This window comes from Paracoccus sulfuroxidans, from assembly GCF_007830335.1.
Lineage (GTDB): Bacteria > Pseudomonadota > Alphaproteobacteria > Rhodobacterales > Rhodobacteraceae > Paracoccus > Paracoccus sulfuroxidans.
Genome location: NZ_VLKU01000016.1, coordinates 75822 through 90444, shown reverse-complemented (window position 1 = coordinate 90444; position 14623 = coordinate 75822). Strand labels below are relative to the sequence as shown.

General features: G+C 59.4%; 12 protein-coding genes and 1 pseudogene. 4 read left to right on the top strand and 9 right to left on the bottom strand.

Annotated features, from left to right (window positions below):
* The first annotated feature begins 303 nt into the window (after window positions 1–303).
* Window positions 304–1089, top strand: coding sequence for a non-homologous end joining protein Ku (ku, locus tag IQ24_RS19285; protein ID WP_145400004.1), 786 nt, complete (start codon window positions 304–306; stop codon window positions 1087–1089).
* Here ku (IQ24_RS19285) and ligD read toward each other — a convergent pair.
* From ligD to IQ24_RS20470, 4 genes and pseudogenes are all read right to left on the bottom strand, one after another.
* On the bottom strand, window positions 1049–3427 hold the full coding sequence (gene ligD / locus IQ24_RS19280; protein ID WP_145400003.1) for a DNA ligase D: 2379 nt from the start codon (window positions 3425–3427) through the stop codon (window positions 1049–1051). The genes ku (IQ24_RS19285) and ligD overlap by 41 nt on opposite strands.
* Before the next feature lies 1 nt (window position 3428).
* A complete protein-coding gene (gene ku, locus IQ24_RS19275) occupies window positions 3429–4238 on the bottom strand; it encodes a non-homologous end joining protein Ku (protein ID WP_145400002.1) in 810 nt (269 codons plus the stop codon).
* Between the two features lie 20 nt (window positions 4239–4258).
* Window positions 4259–6421: a catalase gene (locus IQ24_RS19270; protein WP_145400001.1), complete on the bottom strand. Its 2163-nt coding sequence runs from the start codon at window positions 6419–6421 to the stop codon at window positions 4259–4261.
* 248 nt (window positions 6422–6669) lie between these two features.
* Window positions 6670–6815 (bottom strand): annotated as a pseudogene (locus tag IQ24_RS20470) (IS3 family transposase); the annotation flags it as partial.
* A 391-nt stretch (window positions 6816–7206) separates the two neighbouring features.
* Between IQ24_RS20470 and IQ24_RS19265 the strand changes: the two are divergent.
* The 3 genes from IQ24_RS19265 to IQ24_RS19255 all read left to right on the top strand — a co-directional run bounded on the left by IQ24_RS19265 (window position 7207) and on the right by IQ24_RS19255 (window position 9725).
* Window positions 7207–8859 carry a PAS domain-containing sensor histidine kinase gene (locus IQ24_RS19265; RefSeq protein ID WP_199756655.1) on the top strand — a complete coding sequence of 551 codons (1653 nt, stop codon included), beginning with the start codon at window positions 7207–7209 and terminating at the stop codon, window positions 8857–8859.
* 70 nt (window positions 8860–8929) lie between these two features.
* Window positions 8930–9403, top strand: coding sequence for a pyridoxamine 5'-phosphate oxidase family protein (locus IQ24_RS19260; RefSeq protein ID WP_145400000.1), 474 nt, complete (start codon window positions 8930–8932; stop codon window positions 9401–9403).
* 121 nt (window positions 9404–9524) lie between these two features.
* Window positions 9525–9725, top strand: a complete 201-nt coding sequence (locus tag IQ24_RS19255; protein ID WP_145399999.1) for a CsbD family protein — start codon at window positions 9525–9527, stop codon at window positions 9723–9725.
* A gap of 124 nt (window positions 9726–9849) precedes the next feature.
* Here IQ24_RS19255 and IQ24_RS19250 read toward each other — a convergent pair whose 3' ends face one another.
* From IQ24_RS19250 to IQ24_RS19230, 5 genes are all read right to left on the bottom strand, one after another.
* Window positions 9850–10941 carry a hypothetical protein gene (locus tag IQ24_RS19250; protein WP_145399998.1) on the bottom strand — a complete coding sequence of 364 codons (1092 nt, stop codon included), beginning with the start codon at window positions 10939–10941 and terminating at the stop codon, window positions 9850–9852.
* Window positions 10942–11896: 955 nt separating this feature from the next.
* Complete coding sequence (locus tag IQ24_RS19245; RefSeq protein ID WP_145399997.1) at window positions 11897–12193, bottom strand: hypothetical protein; 297 nt, start codon at window positions 12191–12193, stop codon at window positions 11897–11899.
* A gap of 207 nt (window positions 12194–12400) precedes the next feature.
* Window positions 12401–12844, bottom strand: a complete 444-nt coding sequence (locus tag IQ24_RS19240; protein ID WP_145399996.1) for an ElaB/YgaM/YqjD family protein — start codon at window positions 12842–12844, stop codon at window positions 12401–12403.
* Window positions 12845–13108: 264 nt separating this feature from the next.
* Window positions 13109–14170, bottom strand: coding sequence for an extracellular catalytic domain type 1 short-chain-length polyhydroxyalkanoate depolymerase (locus tag IQ24_RS19235; protein WP_145399995.1), 1062 nt, complete (start codon window positions 14168–14170; stop codon window positions 13109–13111).
* A gap of 25 nt (window positions 14171–14195) precedes the next feature.
* A complete protein-coding gene (locus IQ24_RS19230) occupies window positions 14196–14612 on the bottom strand; it encodes a CopG family transcriptional regulator (protein WP_145399994.1) in 417 nt (138 codons plus the stop codon).
* Between the last annotated feature and the right edge of the window lie 11 nt (window positions 14613–14623).

The window sequence follows — 14623 nt, the reverse complement described above, 5'->3', positions numbered from 1 at the left end:
TCTCCGATCTCGGCCTTGATCAGCACGCCCGCTGCGGTTTGCGTCAGGCTGGCGCTGCCGATCTCGGCGCCGTCGGTGTTCACGAATTTGGCCGTGGCGTCCTGAGCCAGTGCCGCCACCGGGAGAAGCGCGGCGGTGAAAATCATCGAAAACTGCTTCATTTGAACCTCTTTAATGCGTGTGCCGTAATCCCGGACCCAACCGCGAAGGGGGCGGTTTGTTCCTGAATGCGCGGATCTTCGGCCCGCAACCGCCGGTGGCGACCGCGCAGGAACCTTCGGCGCCATTCGCGGTTGGATCACCATGGCACCGCGATATTTCTGGAAGGGCTATCTGAAACTGTCGCTCGTCACCTGTCCGGTGGCGCTGACCCCGGCCACGACCGAGGCCGAGAAGCTGCGTTTCCATACCCTGAACGCCCGGACCGGTAACCGCGTGCAAAGCCGCTATGTTGACAGCGTCACCGGCAAGACCGTGCACGAAAAGGATGAGGCGCGGGGCTATCCTCGCGGCGAGGATGAATATGTGCTGATCGAGGATGACGAGATCGACGCCCTTGCGCTTGAAAGCACCCGGACCATCGATATCGAGATTTTCGTTCCCGCCGACAGCATCGGCTGGATCTGGTATGACAAGCCGCATTATCTGACCCCCACCGACAAGGTCGGAGAAGAGGCGTTTTCAGTGATCCGCGAGGCAATGGCGGCCTCGGGCACCGTCGGCATTTCGCGACTGGTGATGTATCGGCGCGAATATGCGGTGATGCTGCAACCATCGGGCAAGGGGATCATTCTCTGGACGCTGCGTTTTGGCGATGAGTTGCGCGACATGCCGCCTGAGCCCGACGACAAGCCCGATCCCGCGGCGTTGCGGCTAGTGTCGCGGCTGATCAAGGAGCGCACCAGCACATGGGACCCCAAGATGGTGGCGGATCCGGTTCAGGCGCGGCTGCTTGAAATCATCGCCGACAAGAAGAGGGGTCGGAAGGCGTCGGCCAAAAAGAAGGCCGCCGAGCCTGCGGACAATGTCATCGACATCATGGATGCGCTCAGGAAGTCGCTTTCCGCCGAGAAGAAGGGCGGAAAGTAAGCGGGCGGGCGGCCTTGCGAAACCCGTCCCATGGCTCCGGCAGATCCGAGCGGACGGTATAGCTGGCAGGCCCGATCTGCGACAGCGCCTCCCATTCCACCGGGGTCGAGACCGCCGCACCGGGTCGGGCACGGGTCGAATAGGCGGCCACGGCGGTCGCGCCCCTTTGGTTGCGCAGATAATCGATCAGCACCTTGCCCTTCCGCTTGGATTTCGTGATCGTCGCGACATAAAGATCGGGCGCGTCGCTTTCCATCGCCATGGCCATGGCCTTGGTGAAGGCCTTGACCTCCGGCCATTTGGCATGGGGTTTCAGCGGCGAGACCACGTGAAGCCCTTTGCCGCCCGACGTCTTCACGAAAGCGGTCAGGCCCGCGTCCGTCAGGCGCTGCCGCACTTCGGTCGCGGCCGCAACGATCTGGTCCCAGCTTGCGCCCTCACCGGGATCGAGATCCATGATGATCATATCCGGGCGCTCCAGATCCTCAAAGGTCGCACCCCAGGGATGGATCTCCAGTGCGGCCGATTGCACCAAAGCGATAAGGCCATCGAGACCCGAGATCGCGATCAGCGCCTCGCCCTTATCCTTCGGCTGGTCGATGCTGGAGTTGATGCCCTTCCAAGGGTGTTTCTGGAAAAAGCGCGGGCCGTCGATTCCGTCGGGACAACGCAGGAGGGCCAGCGGGCGGTTCACGATGAAAGACGCGATCTGCGGCCAGACTCGGGTGTAGTAATTGGCAAGCTCTTCCTTGGTCACTTGCTCATCAGGCCAATAGATCCGCTCCGGATGGGTCAGCTTGATTCTCGCTTTGGGCGGGTCCTCGCGGGTGACTTCAATGGCGGGCTTGTCCTCACGCAGGCCGCGAAACGCTGCGTGTCGCAAATGGCCATCGGCCGTCCAGGCGCTGAAATCGACCTCGGCCACCAGTTCCGGGGTGGTATAGACAACCTCGGGGGCAAGCTTCTCCCCAAAGGGGCTGGTCTTCCGACGCAAGGGCTGCAGGCGTCGGAAGAGATCGGCGGCACCCTTGCGGGTAAAGCCGGTGCCGACCCGACCGACGTGGCGCAACCCGTCCTCATCCGCGTCATGCACGCCCAGCACGAGCGAGCCGATGGCATCCGCCTGCGCCTGCGAGGGGACATAGCCGCCGACGACAAATTCCTGGCGCGCGGAACATTTCGATTTCACCCAAGCCCGCCCGCGACCCGAGCGATAGGGCGCATCGGCAAGTTTCGACACGATCCCCTCAAGGCTCATCCGGCAGGCATGGCGCAGCACCATCTCTCCGGTTTCGGTGAAATGGCTGCTGTAGCGGATGTCGCTGGTCCGCAGAATGCGCTCGAGCGAGGCCTTGCGGGCGGTCAGCGGCTCGTCCCGCAGGTCATGGCCGTCGAGGTACATGAGGTCGAAGGCGTAGAAAATGAAACGATCGTCACGACCGTCCGCAAGATCAGCCTGCAAGGCCGAGAAACCCGAGGCGCCGGCATCGCTTTCCACCACCAGCTCACCGTCGATGATCGCGGATTTCAGCGCCAGCTCAGCGAATTTGCGTGCCATATCGCCGAATTTCGCGGTCCAGTCGTGGCCACTGCGGGTCAGAAGCGCCGCCTTCCCCCCGATGACATGCGCCTGCAGGCGATAGCCGTCGAACTTGATCTCATGCACCCATTTGTCACCTGAGGGCGGTTTCGATTGCAGCTGTGCCAGCATCGGTTTGATAAACTCGGGCATCGCTGCCTTCTTGCCCTGCGCAAGCGGGCCGTCCTTAGACGACCAGCCCGGCGGTTCGTCCTCAACCTCGGGTAGATCACGGCCGGTCGAAACGGATGCTGGCTCCTCCTTCAGGATATCGCCCTTTTTGCGCGCATATTGGTCATCGGCCTTGATCAACAGCCAGTTTTCGCGCTTTTCCCGCGTCTGCATCCGCACCAGATGCCAGCGCCCCCTGAGCTTCTGCCCCGAGAGTTCGAATTCGAGATGGCCCTTGGCATAGCCCTTCACCGGATCGCCGATCGGTGTCCAGGTGCCGCGATCCCATAGGATGACCGTACCCGCGCCATATTCGCCCTTGGGAATGGTGCCTTCGAACGTGCCATATTCAAGCGGATGGTCCTCGACATGCACCGCCAGCCGCTTGTCTTCGGGGTTCAGGCTTGGGCCGCGCGTTACCGCCCAGCTTTTCAGGACGCCCTCCATCTCAAGCCGGAAATCGTAATGCAGCCGTCTCGCGTCATGTTTCTGGATGACGAAGCTGTTGCCCTTTTTGCGCGCAACCCGGCCCTTGGGCTCGCTGGTCGCCGAGAAGTCGCGCATCTTTCGATAGGATTGAAGCGACATCTCACCCCGCCTTGCGTTTGCTCTTGGCCTTCGTCTTCGGTTCCGGCTTGGCGCTGGCGCGCAGAGCCTCCATAAGGCTGATGACCTTGGGTTTTTCGGCCGCCCGGCGTGGCAGTTTTCGGCCTTCCTCCTTGGCCTTGACCAGCTCGATCAGGGCCGCTTCATAGCGATCCTCGAAGGTCGAAGGATCGAACCTGCCCATCTTGGTCCGAATGATATGCTGGGCAAGATCCAGCATCTCGGGCTCGATCCTGGTCTTGCGGATGCTGTTGAAAGCCTCGTCTGCAGCACGAACCTCATAGTCGTAATTCAGCGTCGTCGCGACCATTCCGTCTTTGTAGGGCTGGATCAGCAGATTGCGCATCCGCCGGAACAGCACGGTCTGGGCCAGAGCCGCAACCTTCTGCTTCGCGAGCCCCTGCCGGATCAGCGCGAAAGCCTCGGCGGCAGAGGGATCGGCGGGTGCAAGATAATAGGGGCGGTCGAAATAGACCGGGTCGACCTGATCGCAGCGGATGAAATCGGTGATCCCCAGCGTCTTGTCGCTGTCGGGCACGGCCGAGGCGATCTCTTCATCGGAGAGCACGACATATTCGCCGTCCGAGACCTCATAGCCTTTGACCTGATCGTCACGGGAGACCTCTCTGCCGGTCTGGCTGTCGACGAACTCACGCCTGACGCGATGGCCGGTGGCGCGGTTGATGGTGTGAAAGGCAATGCGGTCCGAGGTCGAGGCCGCGCTATAAAGCGCAACCTGACAGCTGAGATCCGCAATCTTCAGCACACCTTTCCAATTTGCGCGCGTGGCCATAGGCCGCCTCCTCTCTCCGCTCATGGCGCGGGTCTCAAATCCTCCTCGCGGTCCCAGGCGCGGTCGGCCAGCTTGGCGACGACTCCCTTCGCGTCCTTATGGTCCAGGGTGAACTCGTCCTGGCCGCCATTGGCCTTGTCGAGAAGCTTGCGGCCACCCGGGCAGAGACCCAGAGCCTTCAGATGGCTCCACGCCAGTGCTGCAAATTCAAGCGCGGCGGGGTCATTGATCAGCGCGTCGTAGCCCTCTTTGCCGGTGGTAATGACCACCGCGTCAAAAATGAGCGAGGGCGTCCCGGCAAGCTGGCCATCCGCCGGCAGAACCGAACCGTCCGACAGCTTGGCACCACCAATCTTCTGGCTGATGATCATACAGCTTGCACCCGCCGTCCTGGCCTCATCCTGCAGCTTTTTCACGGCTGCAGCATCCGCGCCATCGCCAACCAGAATTCCCAACTTGCGTCCCTTAGGCGCAGGCGCCTTGTGTTTCAGGATCGACAGCGCTGGTGAGGGTGGCAGGTCCACCGCTTTCCTTGCAGCAGGGGCAGCGTCAGGCAGCTTGTCCATGCCCAGACCGTTTGCCACCCGCTTTGCCACCTCGTCGTCGATGTTACGCAGCTGCGCCAGGACGGCTTCGCGGATGGCTTTGATGCTGACCTTGGACAGCTCGAACACCAACGCTCCAACAACGTGATCCAGCTCTGGCTTCGACAGCGAGCGCAGGAACATGCGGGGCTGGCTATAGTGATCCGCAAAGGTCTCCGAACGCAGCCGAACCTTCTGGGTCGGGTCATTGCCCAAGGCATCTGAGTCGGTGGTGCTGCGGAACCCGCCCTTGGCATCGGCGCGAGGTCCGCCGATCTCTCCGGCCTTGGCAAGCGAGTTCGGCTCGTAATTGGCGCGGCCTTTCGGGATCTGTGTCTGCATCATGCCGTCGCGCTGGAAATTGTGCATGGGGCAGCGCGGTGCGTTGATCGGGATCTGATGGAAGTTCGTTGTCCCCAACCTGGATTTCTGTGTGTCGAGATAGGAAAACAGCCGCCCCTGCAGCAGCGGATCTGCCGAGAAGTCCATGCCGGGCAGGATATTCGAGGGCAGGAAGGCAACCTGATCGTTCTCGGCAAAGTGGTTGTCGGGGTTGCGGTTCAAAGTCATCGTGCCGATCAGCTGGACCGGCACTTCTTCCTCGGGGATCAGTTTGGTCGCATCGAGAATGTCATAAGGCTGTCTGGCCGCCCACTCCGGGTCGATGACCTGAATGCCCAGATCCCATTCGGGATAGCTGCCCGCTTCGATCGCCTCGTAGAGGTCGCGGCGGTGGAAATCGTTATCGGCCCCCTGAAGCTTGGCAGACTCGTCCCAGATCAGCGACTGGATGCCCAGACGCGGCTTCCAGTGATAGCGGACGAACGAACCTTTCCCCTCGGCATTGATCAGGCGGAAAGTGTGGATGCCGAAGCCTTCCATAAAACGCAGGCTGCGCGGTATCCCGCGGTCAGACATAGCCCACATCACATTGTGAAGTGTTTCCGGCATGAGCGAGACGAAATCCCAGAACGTGTCATGGGCCGATGCGGCCTGCGGATAGCCGCGGTCAGCCTCCATCTTCACCGAATGGACGAGGTCGGGAAATTTCATCGCATCCTGGATGAAGAAGATCGGAGTGTTGTTGCCGACGAGGTCCCAGTTGCCCTCTTCAGTATAGAACTTCACCGCAAAGCCGCGAATGTCGCGTGGCGTATCGACTGAGCCAGCACCGCCTGCCACGGTCGAGAAGCGGACGAATACATCGCAGATGTTGCCCTTTTTCTGAAACAGCGCGGCGCGGGTCAGTTCGGGAATTGCCTTGCTGACCGTGAATGTGCCGTGCGCGACCGAGCCGCGCGCATGGACAATCCGCTCTGGAATCCGCTCATGGTCGAAGTGAAAGATCTTTTCGCGCAGCACGAGATCTTCAAGCAGCGTCGGTCCGCGGGTTCCGGCCCTGAGGCTGTTCTGGTTGTCCGAAATCGGAAGGCCGTGGTTCGTGGTGAGACGCGCGGCCGTGTCATCCGTCATCTGCTGAATCTCGCCACCATTGCCGGTTTCTTGCGTAAACGTCGCACTGATCGGATTGCTGTTGGTGCCATCATGCCCGGGCGCAGAAGCAGGGTTCGTTTTCGCAGGGGTGTTCGATTGTGCCATGGCTTCCTCTCCTTGGGCTGTTGAAAGCACGCAGGACCGCCGAGGTGTCAGCGGCAGCAAGTTGATTGCTGCCGCTCAACGCGGCGCAGCCGATTTTGTTCACTTGCGGATCGCATATTGTGGCTGACTTGCCCCCAAGCGAGCTACGATCCTAGGGACCTTTTCCACATTTTTTTCTGAGCTTCTCCCTTCTTCGACAGTACCTGGCGTAATTTAAGCTGCAGGACTTCACACCCAACTCGGTTTTAAATTTTTCGGGTTTTCTTGATCTTCAGCTGCCATCCTTTCCGTGCAAAACATGGATGCGACGGAAGCCGTATCGCACCCGAGTCTGGCAGATCTCCCTGATCTTCAGTTCCAAAGCCGTCCGCCCGGTTCGGCGGGATTTAGAGTGTTAGCTCGGTGGACCAAAGAACAGGCCCTACTAGCTCGTCCAAAAGGCCGCAGATTTTGCCGTCACCTTCCAAGCCAACACACCCGTTTGGGTCACCAGCGGCAGGAGTGGTTCAGTGTCACGATTGTGGTCTCGAGAAGCGAAAGCGCGTCATTTCTTCGTTAACTCAATCCGACCTTGACGGGCGCCACGCGAGCATAGCTTATGTTTTGAAACAACCCTTTTGCAGGCTTTTAACGCTATGTATTTGGCAAGCATGCCGAAATCCGAGGGCGGGATCGACCGCCTCTATGCGGATTATGACTGGGGGACGTCACCGCTCGGCGCGCCCGGAACATGGCCCGCAAGCCTGCGCTGCGTCTTTGAAACGATTCTTGATGCCAAATCTCAGGTGGTGATCTTCGCCGGGCCCGAATTCGTGGCGCTGTATAACGACGCTTATGCCCCCACCATCGGCAACAAACATCCGCAGGCCTTCGGCAGGCCCGCGCGCGAGAATTGGACCGAGTTGTGGGCAGCTCTTGAACCGATGCTGCAAAAGGTGCGCCGGGAGGTGCAAACCGTTTCGGCACGCGATCTGGCCTTTCACATCGAGCGCCACGGCTATCCCGAGACGGTGCATTTCGACATTTCCTATTCTCCGATCCGCGACGGGGAGGAAGTTGCGGCCGTGCTGTGCATCGTGACCGAGACGACCGAGCGCGTCCGGGCGCAGGATACGCTGGCGCAAAGCGAGGCGCGGCTGAGGGCGCTGTTTGCACAATCCGCGGCGGGAATTGCCCTGATTGACGCTCAAGGCCGGTTCAATATGGTGAACGCGCGGCTGTGTGCTATGTTGGGATACAGCGAAAGCGACATGCTGGCGATGAATTATCGCGACATCCTGCACCCGGATGATCGCAATGGTGATGCCTTGATCTCGGGCTGCCTACCGCAGCTCTCGAGCGGCCGGACGATCGAGCAGCAATGCATCCGAAAAGACGGCTCAAGTCTCTGGGTCGCGATTTCCGGTGGATCGGTGCCTTACGTGCAAGGCAAAGATGACCGTATCAGTCTGGTCATGACCGACATCGGAGAGCGGCGCCGTGCGGAAGCGGATGAGCGACGTCTCGCAGCGATCATCGCCTCGTCGACCGAGGCGATCCTCAGCACAGATCTGCAGATGCGGATCACAAGCTGGAACGGCGGGGCCGAACGGCTTTACGGATATACCGCCAGCGAGGCAATCGGGCAGCTTGTCACCATGCTTGTCCCAGACGATCGCACGGCCGAAGAGGCGGCGATCATCGCGCAGATCCAAAATGGCCATCAGGTCGAGCCGCATGAAACCATCCGCCGATGCCGCGATGGCCGTCTAGTCGAGGTTTCGCTGACTGTCGGACCGATCTATGACGAATTCGGCCATGTCGTCGGCGCCTCCAAAATCGCGCGCGATATCGCTGAGCGCAGGCGGGCAGAGCGGCTGCAGACGGTGCTGGTCCATGAGATGAAGCACCGGGTCAAGAACATCCTTGCCACCGTTCTGGCAATCGCCCGCCAAACGCTTGGCGCGCAGGAAGGGCAGGCGGCCGAGACCTTTCGCGCCCGCCTGATGGCGCTGGCGCGTGCACAGGATCTGGTCACGGACGAACAGCGCGACGGGGCAGAGCTTTGCGACATCGTCACCGAAGTATTGTCACCCTATGCGGACAGCCGTTTCAGTATAGATGGTCCGGCGGTCTTGCTGCCGCCCAAAACGGCGCTTGCCTTTGCCCTTGGCCTCCACGAGCTTGCGACGAATGCGGCGAAATACGGCGCGCTGAGTGCGGCGGAGGGTGTGATCGAGATCCTCTGGCGCTATGACGAAGAAGTCGGTCTGGATTTCACCTGGCGTGAACGGGGCGGTCCCGATGTAGTTCGTCCCGATGCAACTGGCTTCGGTTCAGTCCTGATTGGTGAGGTCTTACCGGCCGAGTTCATGGGTGAAGTGACGATCGAATATGCCAGTGACGGCTTGGTCTGTCACCTAACCGCACCACCGTGGCAGGATTTTGCCCCGATGTGAATTCCCGTGCGCTGGAACGACTGAGGGTCTGACTGGTTGTCTCAGCGCAACCATATGCAAGGGAAAGCCGATGTCCAACGACCGCCGAGAGGAATTCTGGGAAAGACTTGAAGATGTTCGCGCTGGTATGCTTGAGATTGGTGGGGCGTTCCTGCCGATGTCGCATAATGTCGAGCCCGAAGATGGCAATCTGTGGTTCATCACCGCGACGGGCACGCAGATGGCCGAAGCTGCGGCCAAAGGCGCAGAAACGCGCTATATCGTTAGCGACACTGCGCAGGGCCTTCATACCGAGATCAAGGGCCGGATCGAGATCTCGACCGACCGCAAGAAACTGGACGAGGTCTGGAACGCGGTCGCGTCATCCTGGTTCGAGGAAGGCAAGGACGACCCGGACCTAGTTCTGATTAGGCTTGTTCCTGCCTCGGCCGAGGTCTGGCTGGGGCCAGAAAGCGGGATGCAGTTTCTGTATAAACTGGTGAAATCCAAGGTCTCTGGCGAGAAACCGGATTACGGAGAGCAGTTCTCTCTGACCTTTTCTTGATATCATCGCAACCGCCCCTCTTTCGCCAAACCGCCCGATTGGCGAAACATAGTGCGAGCAAATCCGGAACCTTCGTCATTGCTGAGCCGTTGGCCCCTGTAACCAAACCAAGGAGAGCGTTATGAATTGGGATATCATTCAGGGTAAATGGGAACAGCTCAAAGGTGGTGTTAAAGAAAAGTGGGGCGATCTCACGGATGATGATCTGACGCAGATCGAAGGTAACAAGGATAAGCTCGCCGGTAAGCTGCAAGAGCGTTATGGCTGGGCCAAGGAAGACGCTGATCAGCAGATCAACGATTACTTCCGCGACAAATCCTGATTTACAAGGAAGTTGCCGAATATACCTGATCGGTGACGGCTTCGTCTAACATGATAATACGAAGACCGGGCATCTGCAAATATGCCCGGTCTTTTTTTCGTGACCGATAATTCAGCTTGGTTGATCACCGACGACGGTAAGCAAGCCCGCCCCAGATCCGGCCATCGTCGCGGTGCTCTCCGCCACGGATTGCCCCGATATAGGCTGCCGCACCAGCGACCAGAGCAGCAGTCGCGAGCAGGAATGCGGTCAGGATGCCTGCGACGCGAGCTTCTTCGGCAGCCTGTTCAGCTTTCGCTTTGGCTTCGTCAAAGGTCTTCTGAGTCTCGGCCTTCAATTGGTCGATTTTGGCTTGGGCCTCATCAACCTTTTTCTGCGCCTCTGCACGGATTTCCTGTGCACGCTGCTCGGCTTCATTCACACGCGCATCGACTTCATTCGGCGTCAGTCCAGTTTGAGCCGCCACGACTTGACGCAGGTAAGCCTTATCCGCTTCGCTGATCTCGCCAGTGCGCACCAGGTTCATCAGGATTTGCCCGATTTCCTGCTTGGCATTCTCCGGCTCGCCAGTGTTCGGGCCCGGAACAGCCTGAGCAGGCCGCAGCATCGTATCGGAAATGTAGTCGATCGGGTTCGACGACAGTCCGCTCGGCATGGCTTCTTCAAGTGTCGGAGCAACCGCTTGACCGGCGCCCTGAGCGACGCCACCAACAAGTTGACCCGCCCCCGAGATGGCGCCGCCAGCAAGCTGGCCCGCCCCTTGAGCGGCCCCGCCAACAGCCGAGCCGGTGGCTTCAAGCGCAGTGCCAGCGACATTTCCGACCGCCTTGACGGTGCCCGTCACGGCGCTGGACAAAACGATTGCGCTCAGGATTGTGCCCAGCCCCCAGACCACAAGACCGTGCAGCCCATCGCGGACCTTGACTTCATCGGTATTCGCAATCTCGACGCGCCGACGAAGGCGCCCGGTGATATACCCGCCCAGCATATAAACGAGCACCATCGAGATCACGACGAACAGAGCGGTCAAGATGAGCCCGAAGATGCTGATGCTGCCATCGTCAAACGAGATCGAGCCGAGGCCAATCGCCGCGCCAAACGCGGTCAGCACCAATGACGCACCGACAGCCACTAAGGTGCCTGCGACAATCGCGCCTAGATCGACGTAGCCACGATCACTGAGGGTCGCTTTTTCAACAGGAATTGTATCCGACATCAGCGTAACCCCAACATTCCAAGGATAAAAAGAACCACAACGACCAAGCCGACGAGGTAGATAATGCTATTCATGCTGACCCTCACTCAATATGTGTGTACTCGCTTGCTCCGATCTACCTGTCAGGTTTCGGAGCACATCACGCTCCAAGGAACGGGCCAGAACGGCAATGGGTTCCAAATCAACTGTTGATTGCGTTCGGATGAACCAACTTGATCTTTTTCACCCTTTTCTCTTCGTGTTTTATACCCGCTGAATGGCAAGCGACCGCGAGGATGGCATCTTGAAAACACTTCAGTACACATCCCCGCATGCTTTGCATGATATGGGCCGAGAAACGTTCTGTTGAACACCTTACCAAGATGTCGAAGGCTGTACAGCACCCGATCTCAGAGCGACCGTGGATGCGCACCTCAAAGAGACAAAGGGTCACGTGAACAGACGAGATAAGTTATTTCGAATCCTTCGGTCTTAAATCTAAGGGCAAGTATGACATAATTGACTCCTGCGGAGAGGGAGCGGACAGTATCCATCCCACCCGTCCACGGTAACCGCGCAGGCTCTCCTCGACGATCGGGACCTTGCCTTCATGAGCCCAGTGCCGATGAGGGTCCAGCCTCACCGGCGGCGAAGATCTTGATTGATGAAACAAATAAAGCGCATGCCATTGGCAATGCCTTTTGAACACTTGCTCAATTTGAGCTGACGTTCATCACTGAACAATGAGCGCCCCAGTATGGGCATCGGCGTCACGCCAAGGAATTGGAGAAGGCTGCCTGAAGGCTGCTTTTGCATCACTTTAAAACGAGGAGAATTAACTCTCCGTTTCCTAAAATGTGAACTCAAGAGGAAGAAATGGTGGAGTAATGAGAAAGTATTCAAAGTGTTGTTGAATTGTTGAGGAATGTAAAATTTTATTTCCTAATATTATAAATCGTCCTCCTCGTCGATCAGATCAATCTCCGCGGTGACGCCAACCCTGCAGGCGGGTCGCCAGTGTCATGCCCACGGCAAATGCACCGATGACAGGGGCCACGGCGGCCAGATTGCTGGCCTTGGCCTGTTCGACCTTCTCGGAGACCTGCTCACTCACCTTGCGGGCGTTTTCCGAAGTCAGCCCAACCTTCGCCGCCGTCTCGCCCACGCGGGTGGCAAGGTCCTGGACCTTGTGTTCGGTGGTTTCGGCGAACCGGTCCGCTCGATATGAGACCGTATCGGCAAAGGAATGCAGCCGGTTCTCGGCCTCGTTCACGAACTGACTGGCCTTCGCCTGCGCCCGGTCGACGGTCTGCCCGACCCGGTCGCTGACCTTGGTGATAACGACATCCGTAAGGCAGCCAGCAGGAAGCCCGCTCCGATGGCGGCAACCACTCCGGCTGCCGCCTTCTGACCTATGCGCCGCGCGGTGTCTTCAAGCGCAAGGCGCATCCTGCGCGCATAGTCGAACATCATCTTGCGATCAGCGGCGCGCGGCGATCAGCAGGCCGATCAGGAAGCCGACACCTGCGGCGATCCCCAAGGCCTGCGCGGGGTTGCGGCGCACGATATCCGAAACCTCGTCATAGCGATCCTCGGCATAGGCGGCGACCTCATCGGCCTGGCGACGGCCGCGACGATACAGATGATCCGCCTCTTTCCGGGCACGGTCGGCCATCTCGCTGCCGTATTCGCGGGCGGCTTCATAATATTCCTCGCCCTTGCGGCGGGCGGCATCCAGATGTTCGCGCGCGCTGTGGCGCATGTCATCCGCCATTTCGGCGCCTTTTTCCTTGGCCGACTGCACCAGGTCCTCGCCACGATCACGCGCAGTCCGCGCAGCCTGACGCGCATCATCGGCTACATCTTTCGCCGCGTTTTTCGCGTCACCGGCCAGATCGCGTGCAGCATCTTCTGCTTTACTCATCTCGTGATCTCCTTCATGCAATTCGGGAATCCATACCTATCAAACGAACTTCGGCAGGCATTGTTCCCCGGAGTTCGGAAAAACAGGTCGGGGTTTGTGGTCGATCTAAGCGCCGACCACGATGCCCTTATGATCTCCTTTCGCATCGAGTGTTAAATTTGGGGGAAGTGTGGAACAACGATGTTCGGCAGATAATATTGAGCTCACCATATTGAATTTTCAAATCGGGAGCGAATGAATTGCAACGCCCTGCCTCCTCTCACCTCAATCACCTTCCGAAAAGAAGAAGCGGATCATTTCGGCGCTCGCATCCGGTCCGGCCGCATCGGTATAGGAGCCGCGATCATCGCCACCCGACCAGGCATGGCCAAGGCCATCGACGGTCCAAATCTCTGACAGGGGTTTTCCATCGGCTACGCTGGTGACCTCTCGCCTGAAAGATCGGCCTGCTACCTGTCCGGATTCATCGGTCACCACGGTCTCGTAGGGCCCGGATGCATTCGCCTGTGCGATGATCCGTTCGGCGTTGATCGGATGCACCGTTTTATCGTCCGCGCCATGAAACACGATCGTTCGAGGTGTCGCCTCCATGCGTTGGGCCGCTCCGGTCATGGCTTGGCCAGCCATGGCGGCAAAGGCCGAAGGCACGTCTTTCGCCGCACCGAACGGCAGACCGGAATGGGCGCCGACTGCGGCAAAAATCTCGGGATAGGTTTGGCCCATGATCACCGCCATCGCCGCCCCTGCCGAGAGGCCAGCAACAAATACTCTCGCCGGCGGCACGCCATGGCGCTGCATCACCTGCCGGGTCAGGCCCGCCAGAATTGCGGGCTCACCACGGTCCCGCATCTGGTCGCCGCGGCGGAACCAGTTCCAGCAGGATTGCGCATTTTCTCCGCGCGCTTGCTGCGGATAGATCACGATGAACCCGTCCCGCTCTGCCAGGCTGTTCATCTTGGTGCCTGTGGCGAAATCGCGATGCGTCTGCGTGCATCCGTGCAGCATCAGCACAATGCCCGTGGGGCGATCTTTGGCAGATGAAGGCACATAGATCAGGTATTCACGGCTGCCTTCGGCGCAGCGGAATGTCTCGGCCGTGAAACTGGCACCTTCCGGACAGCTGAGGTGGAGAGGTGCCGCGTTGCTGGCGGTCGGCTTCAAGCCCGCCATAAGATCGGCCATTGGCGCGCGGGCTTGAGGCGTACCGGCGGTCTGACCCGGCATAAGCCCATGCTGAGAGAGGGTTTTCGCGACCAGATCCTCGGCGAAGGACGGGTCGACGCTGCCCATCACCTGACGCAGGGCGTCGGCGTTGAAGAATTTCATGATGATGTCCTGTTTGAAGCGTTTGCTAAAGAATACGGTCGGAAAGGGCCTTTCGAACCTCGGCGCTGGCCTGCAGCGCACCAAGCACAGTGATCGAGCCGATGGTCTGCAGGGCAAGTTCGGGCGTCACGTCCGAGGCGATGCGCGCCAGGCCCACGACCTTGACGTGCAGGATTTCTCCGGCAGCGCGAAGATCCTCGAGGTCCTGACGCGAGTAGTCGCGCAGACCAAGCTCCATCGTATGCCGCTCGATCGTCTTGGTGACCGTATCGACATGTGTATTCACCTGGTTGCGGATCGCCGTGCGGACGAAATCGCTGCGGTTTGAGTAGAAGCCTTCCTGCACCAGAAGGTCGATGCGCCCAAGGTCCACATAGCCGAGATTGATCGTGATCTTCTCGCTGTCGGGGGTCTTGTCGCGAAGGGGGGTGACATTGGACATGCGGTTTCTCC

Excerpts from the sequence above, each read along its gene's own strand:
- ku (WP_145400004.1), top strand. The coding sequence starts at position 304 with ATGGCACCGCGATATTTCTGGAAGGGCTATCTGAAACTGTCGCTCGTC.
- ligD (WP_145400003.1), bottom strand. The coding sequence starts at position 3,427 with ATGTCGCTTCAATCCTATCGAAAGATGCGCGACTTCTCGGCGACCAGC.
- ku (WP_145400002.1), bottom strand. The coding sequence starts at position 4,238 with ATGGCCACGCGCGCAAATTGGAAAGGTGTGCTGAAGATTGCGGATCTC.
- IQ24_RS19270 (WP_145400001.1), bottom strand. The coding sequence starts at position 6,421 with ATGGCACAATCGAACACCCCTGCGAAAACGAACCCTGCTTCTGCGCCC.
- IQ24_RS19260 (WP_145400000.1), top strand. The coding sequence starts at position 8,930 with ATGTCCAACGACCGCCGAGAGGAATTCTGGGAAAGACTTGAAGATGTT.
- IQ24_RS19255 (WP_145399999.1), top strand. The coding sequence starts at position 9,525 with ATGAATTGGGATATCATTCAGGGTAAATGGGAACAGCTCAAAGGTGGT.
- IQ24_RS19250 (WP_145399998.1), bottom strand. The coding sequence starts at position 10,941 with ATGTCGGATACAATTCCTGTTGAAAAAGCGACCCTCAGTGATCGTGGC.
- IQ24_RS19240 (WP_145399996.1), bottom strand. The coding sequence starts at position 12,844 with ATGAGTAAAGCAGAAGATGCTGCACGCGATCTGGCCGGTGACGCGAAA.
- IQ24_RS19235 (WP_145399995.1), bottom strand. The coding sequence starts at position 14,170 with ATGAAATTCTTCAACGCCGACGCCCTGCGTCAGGTGATGGGCAGCGTC.
- IQ24_RS19230 (WP_145399994.1), bottom strand. The coding sequence starts at position 14,612 with ATGTCCAATGTCACCCCCCTTCGCGACAAGACCCCCGACAGCGAGAAG.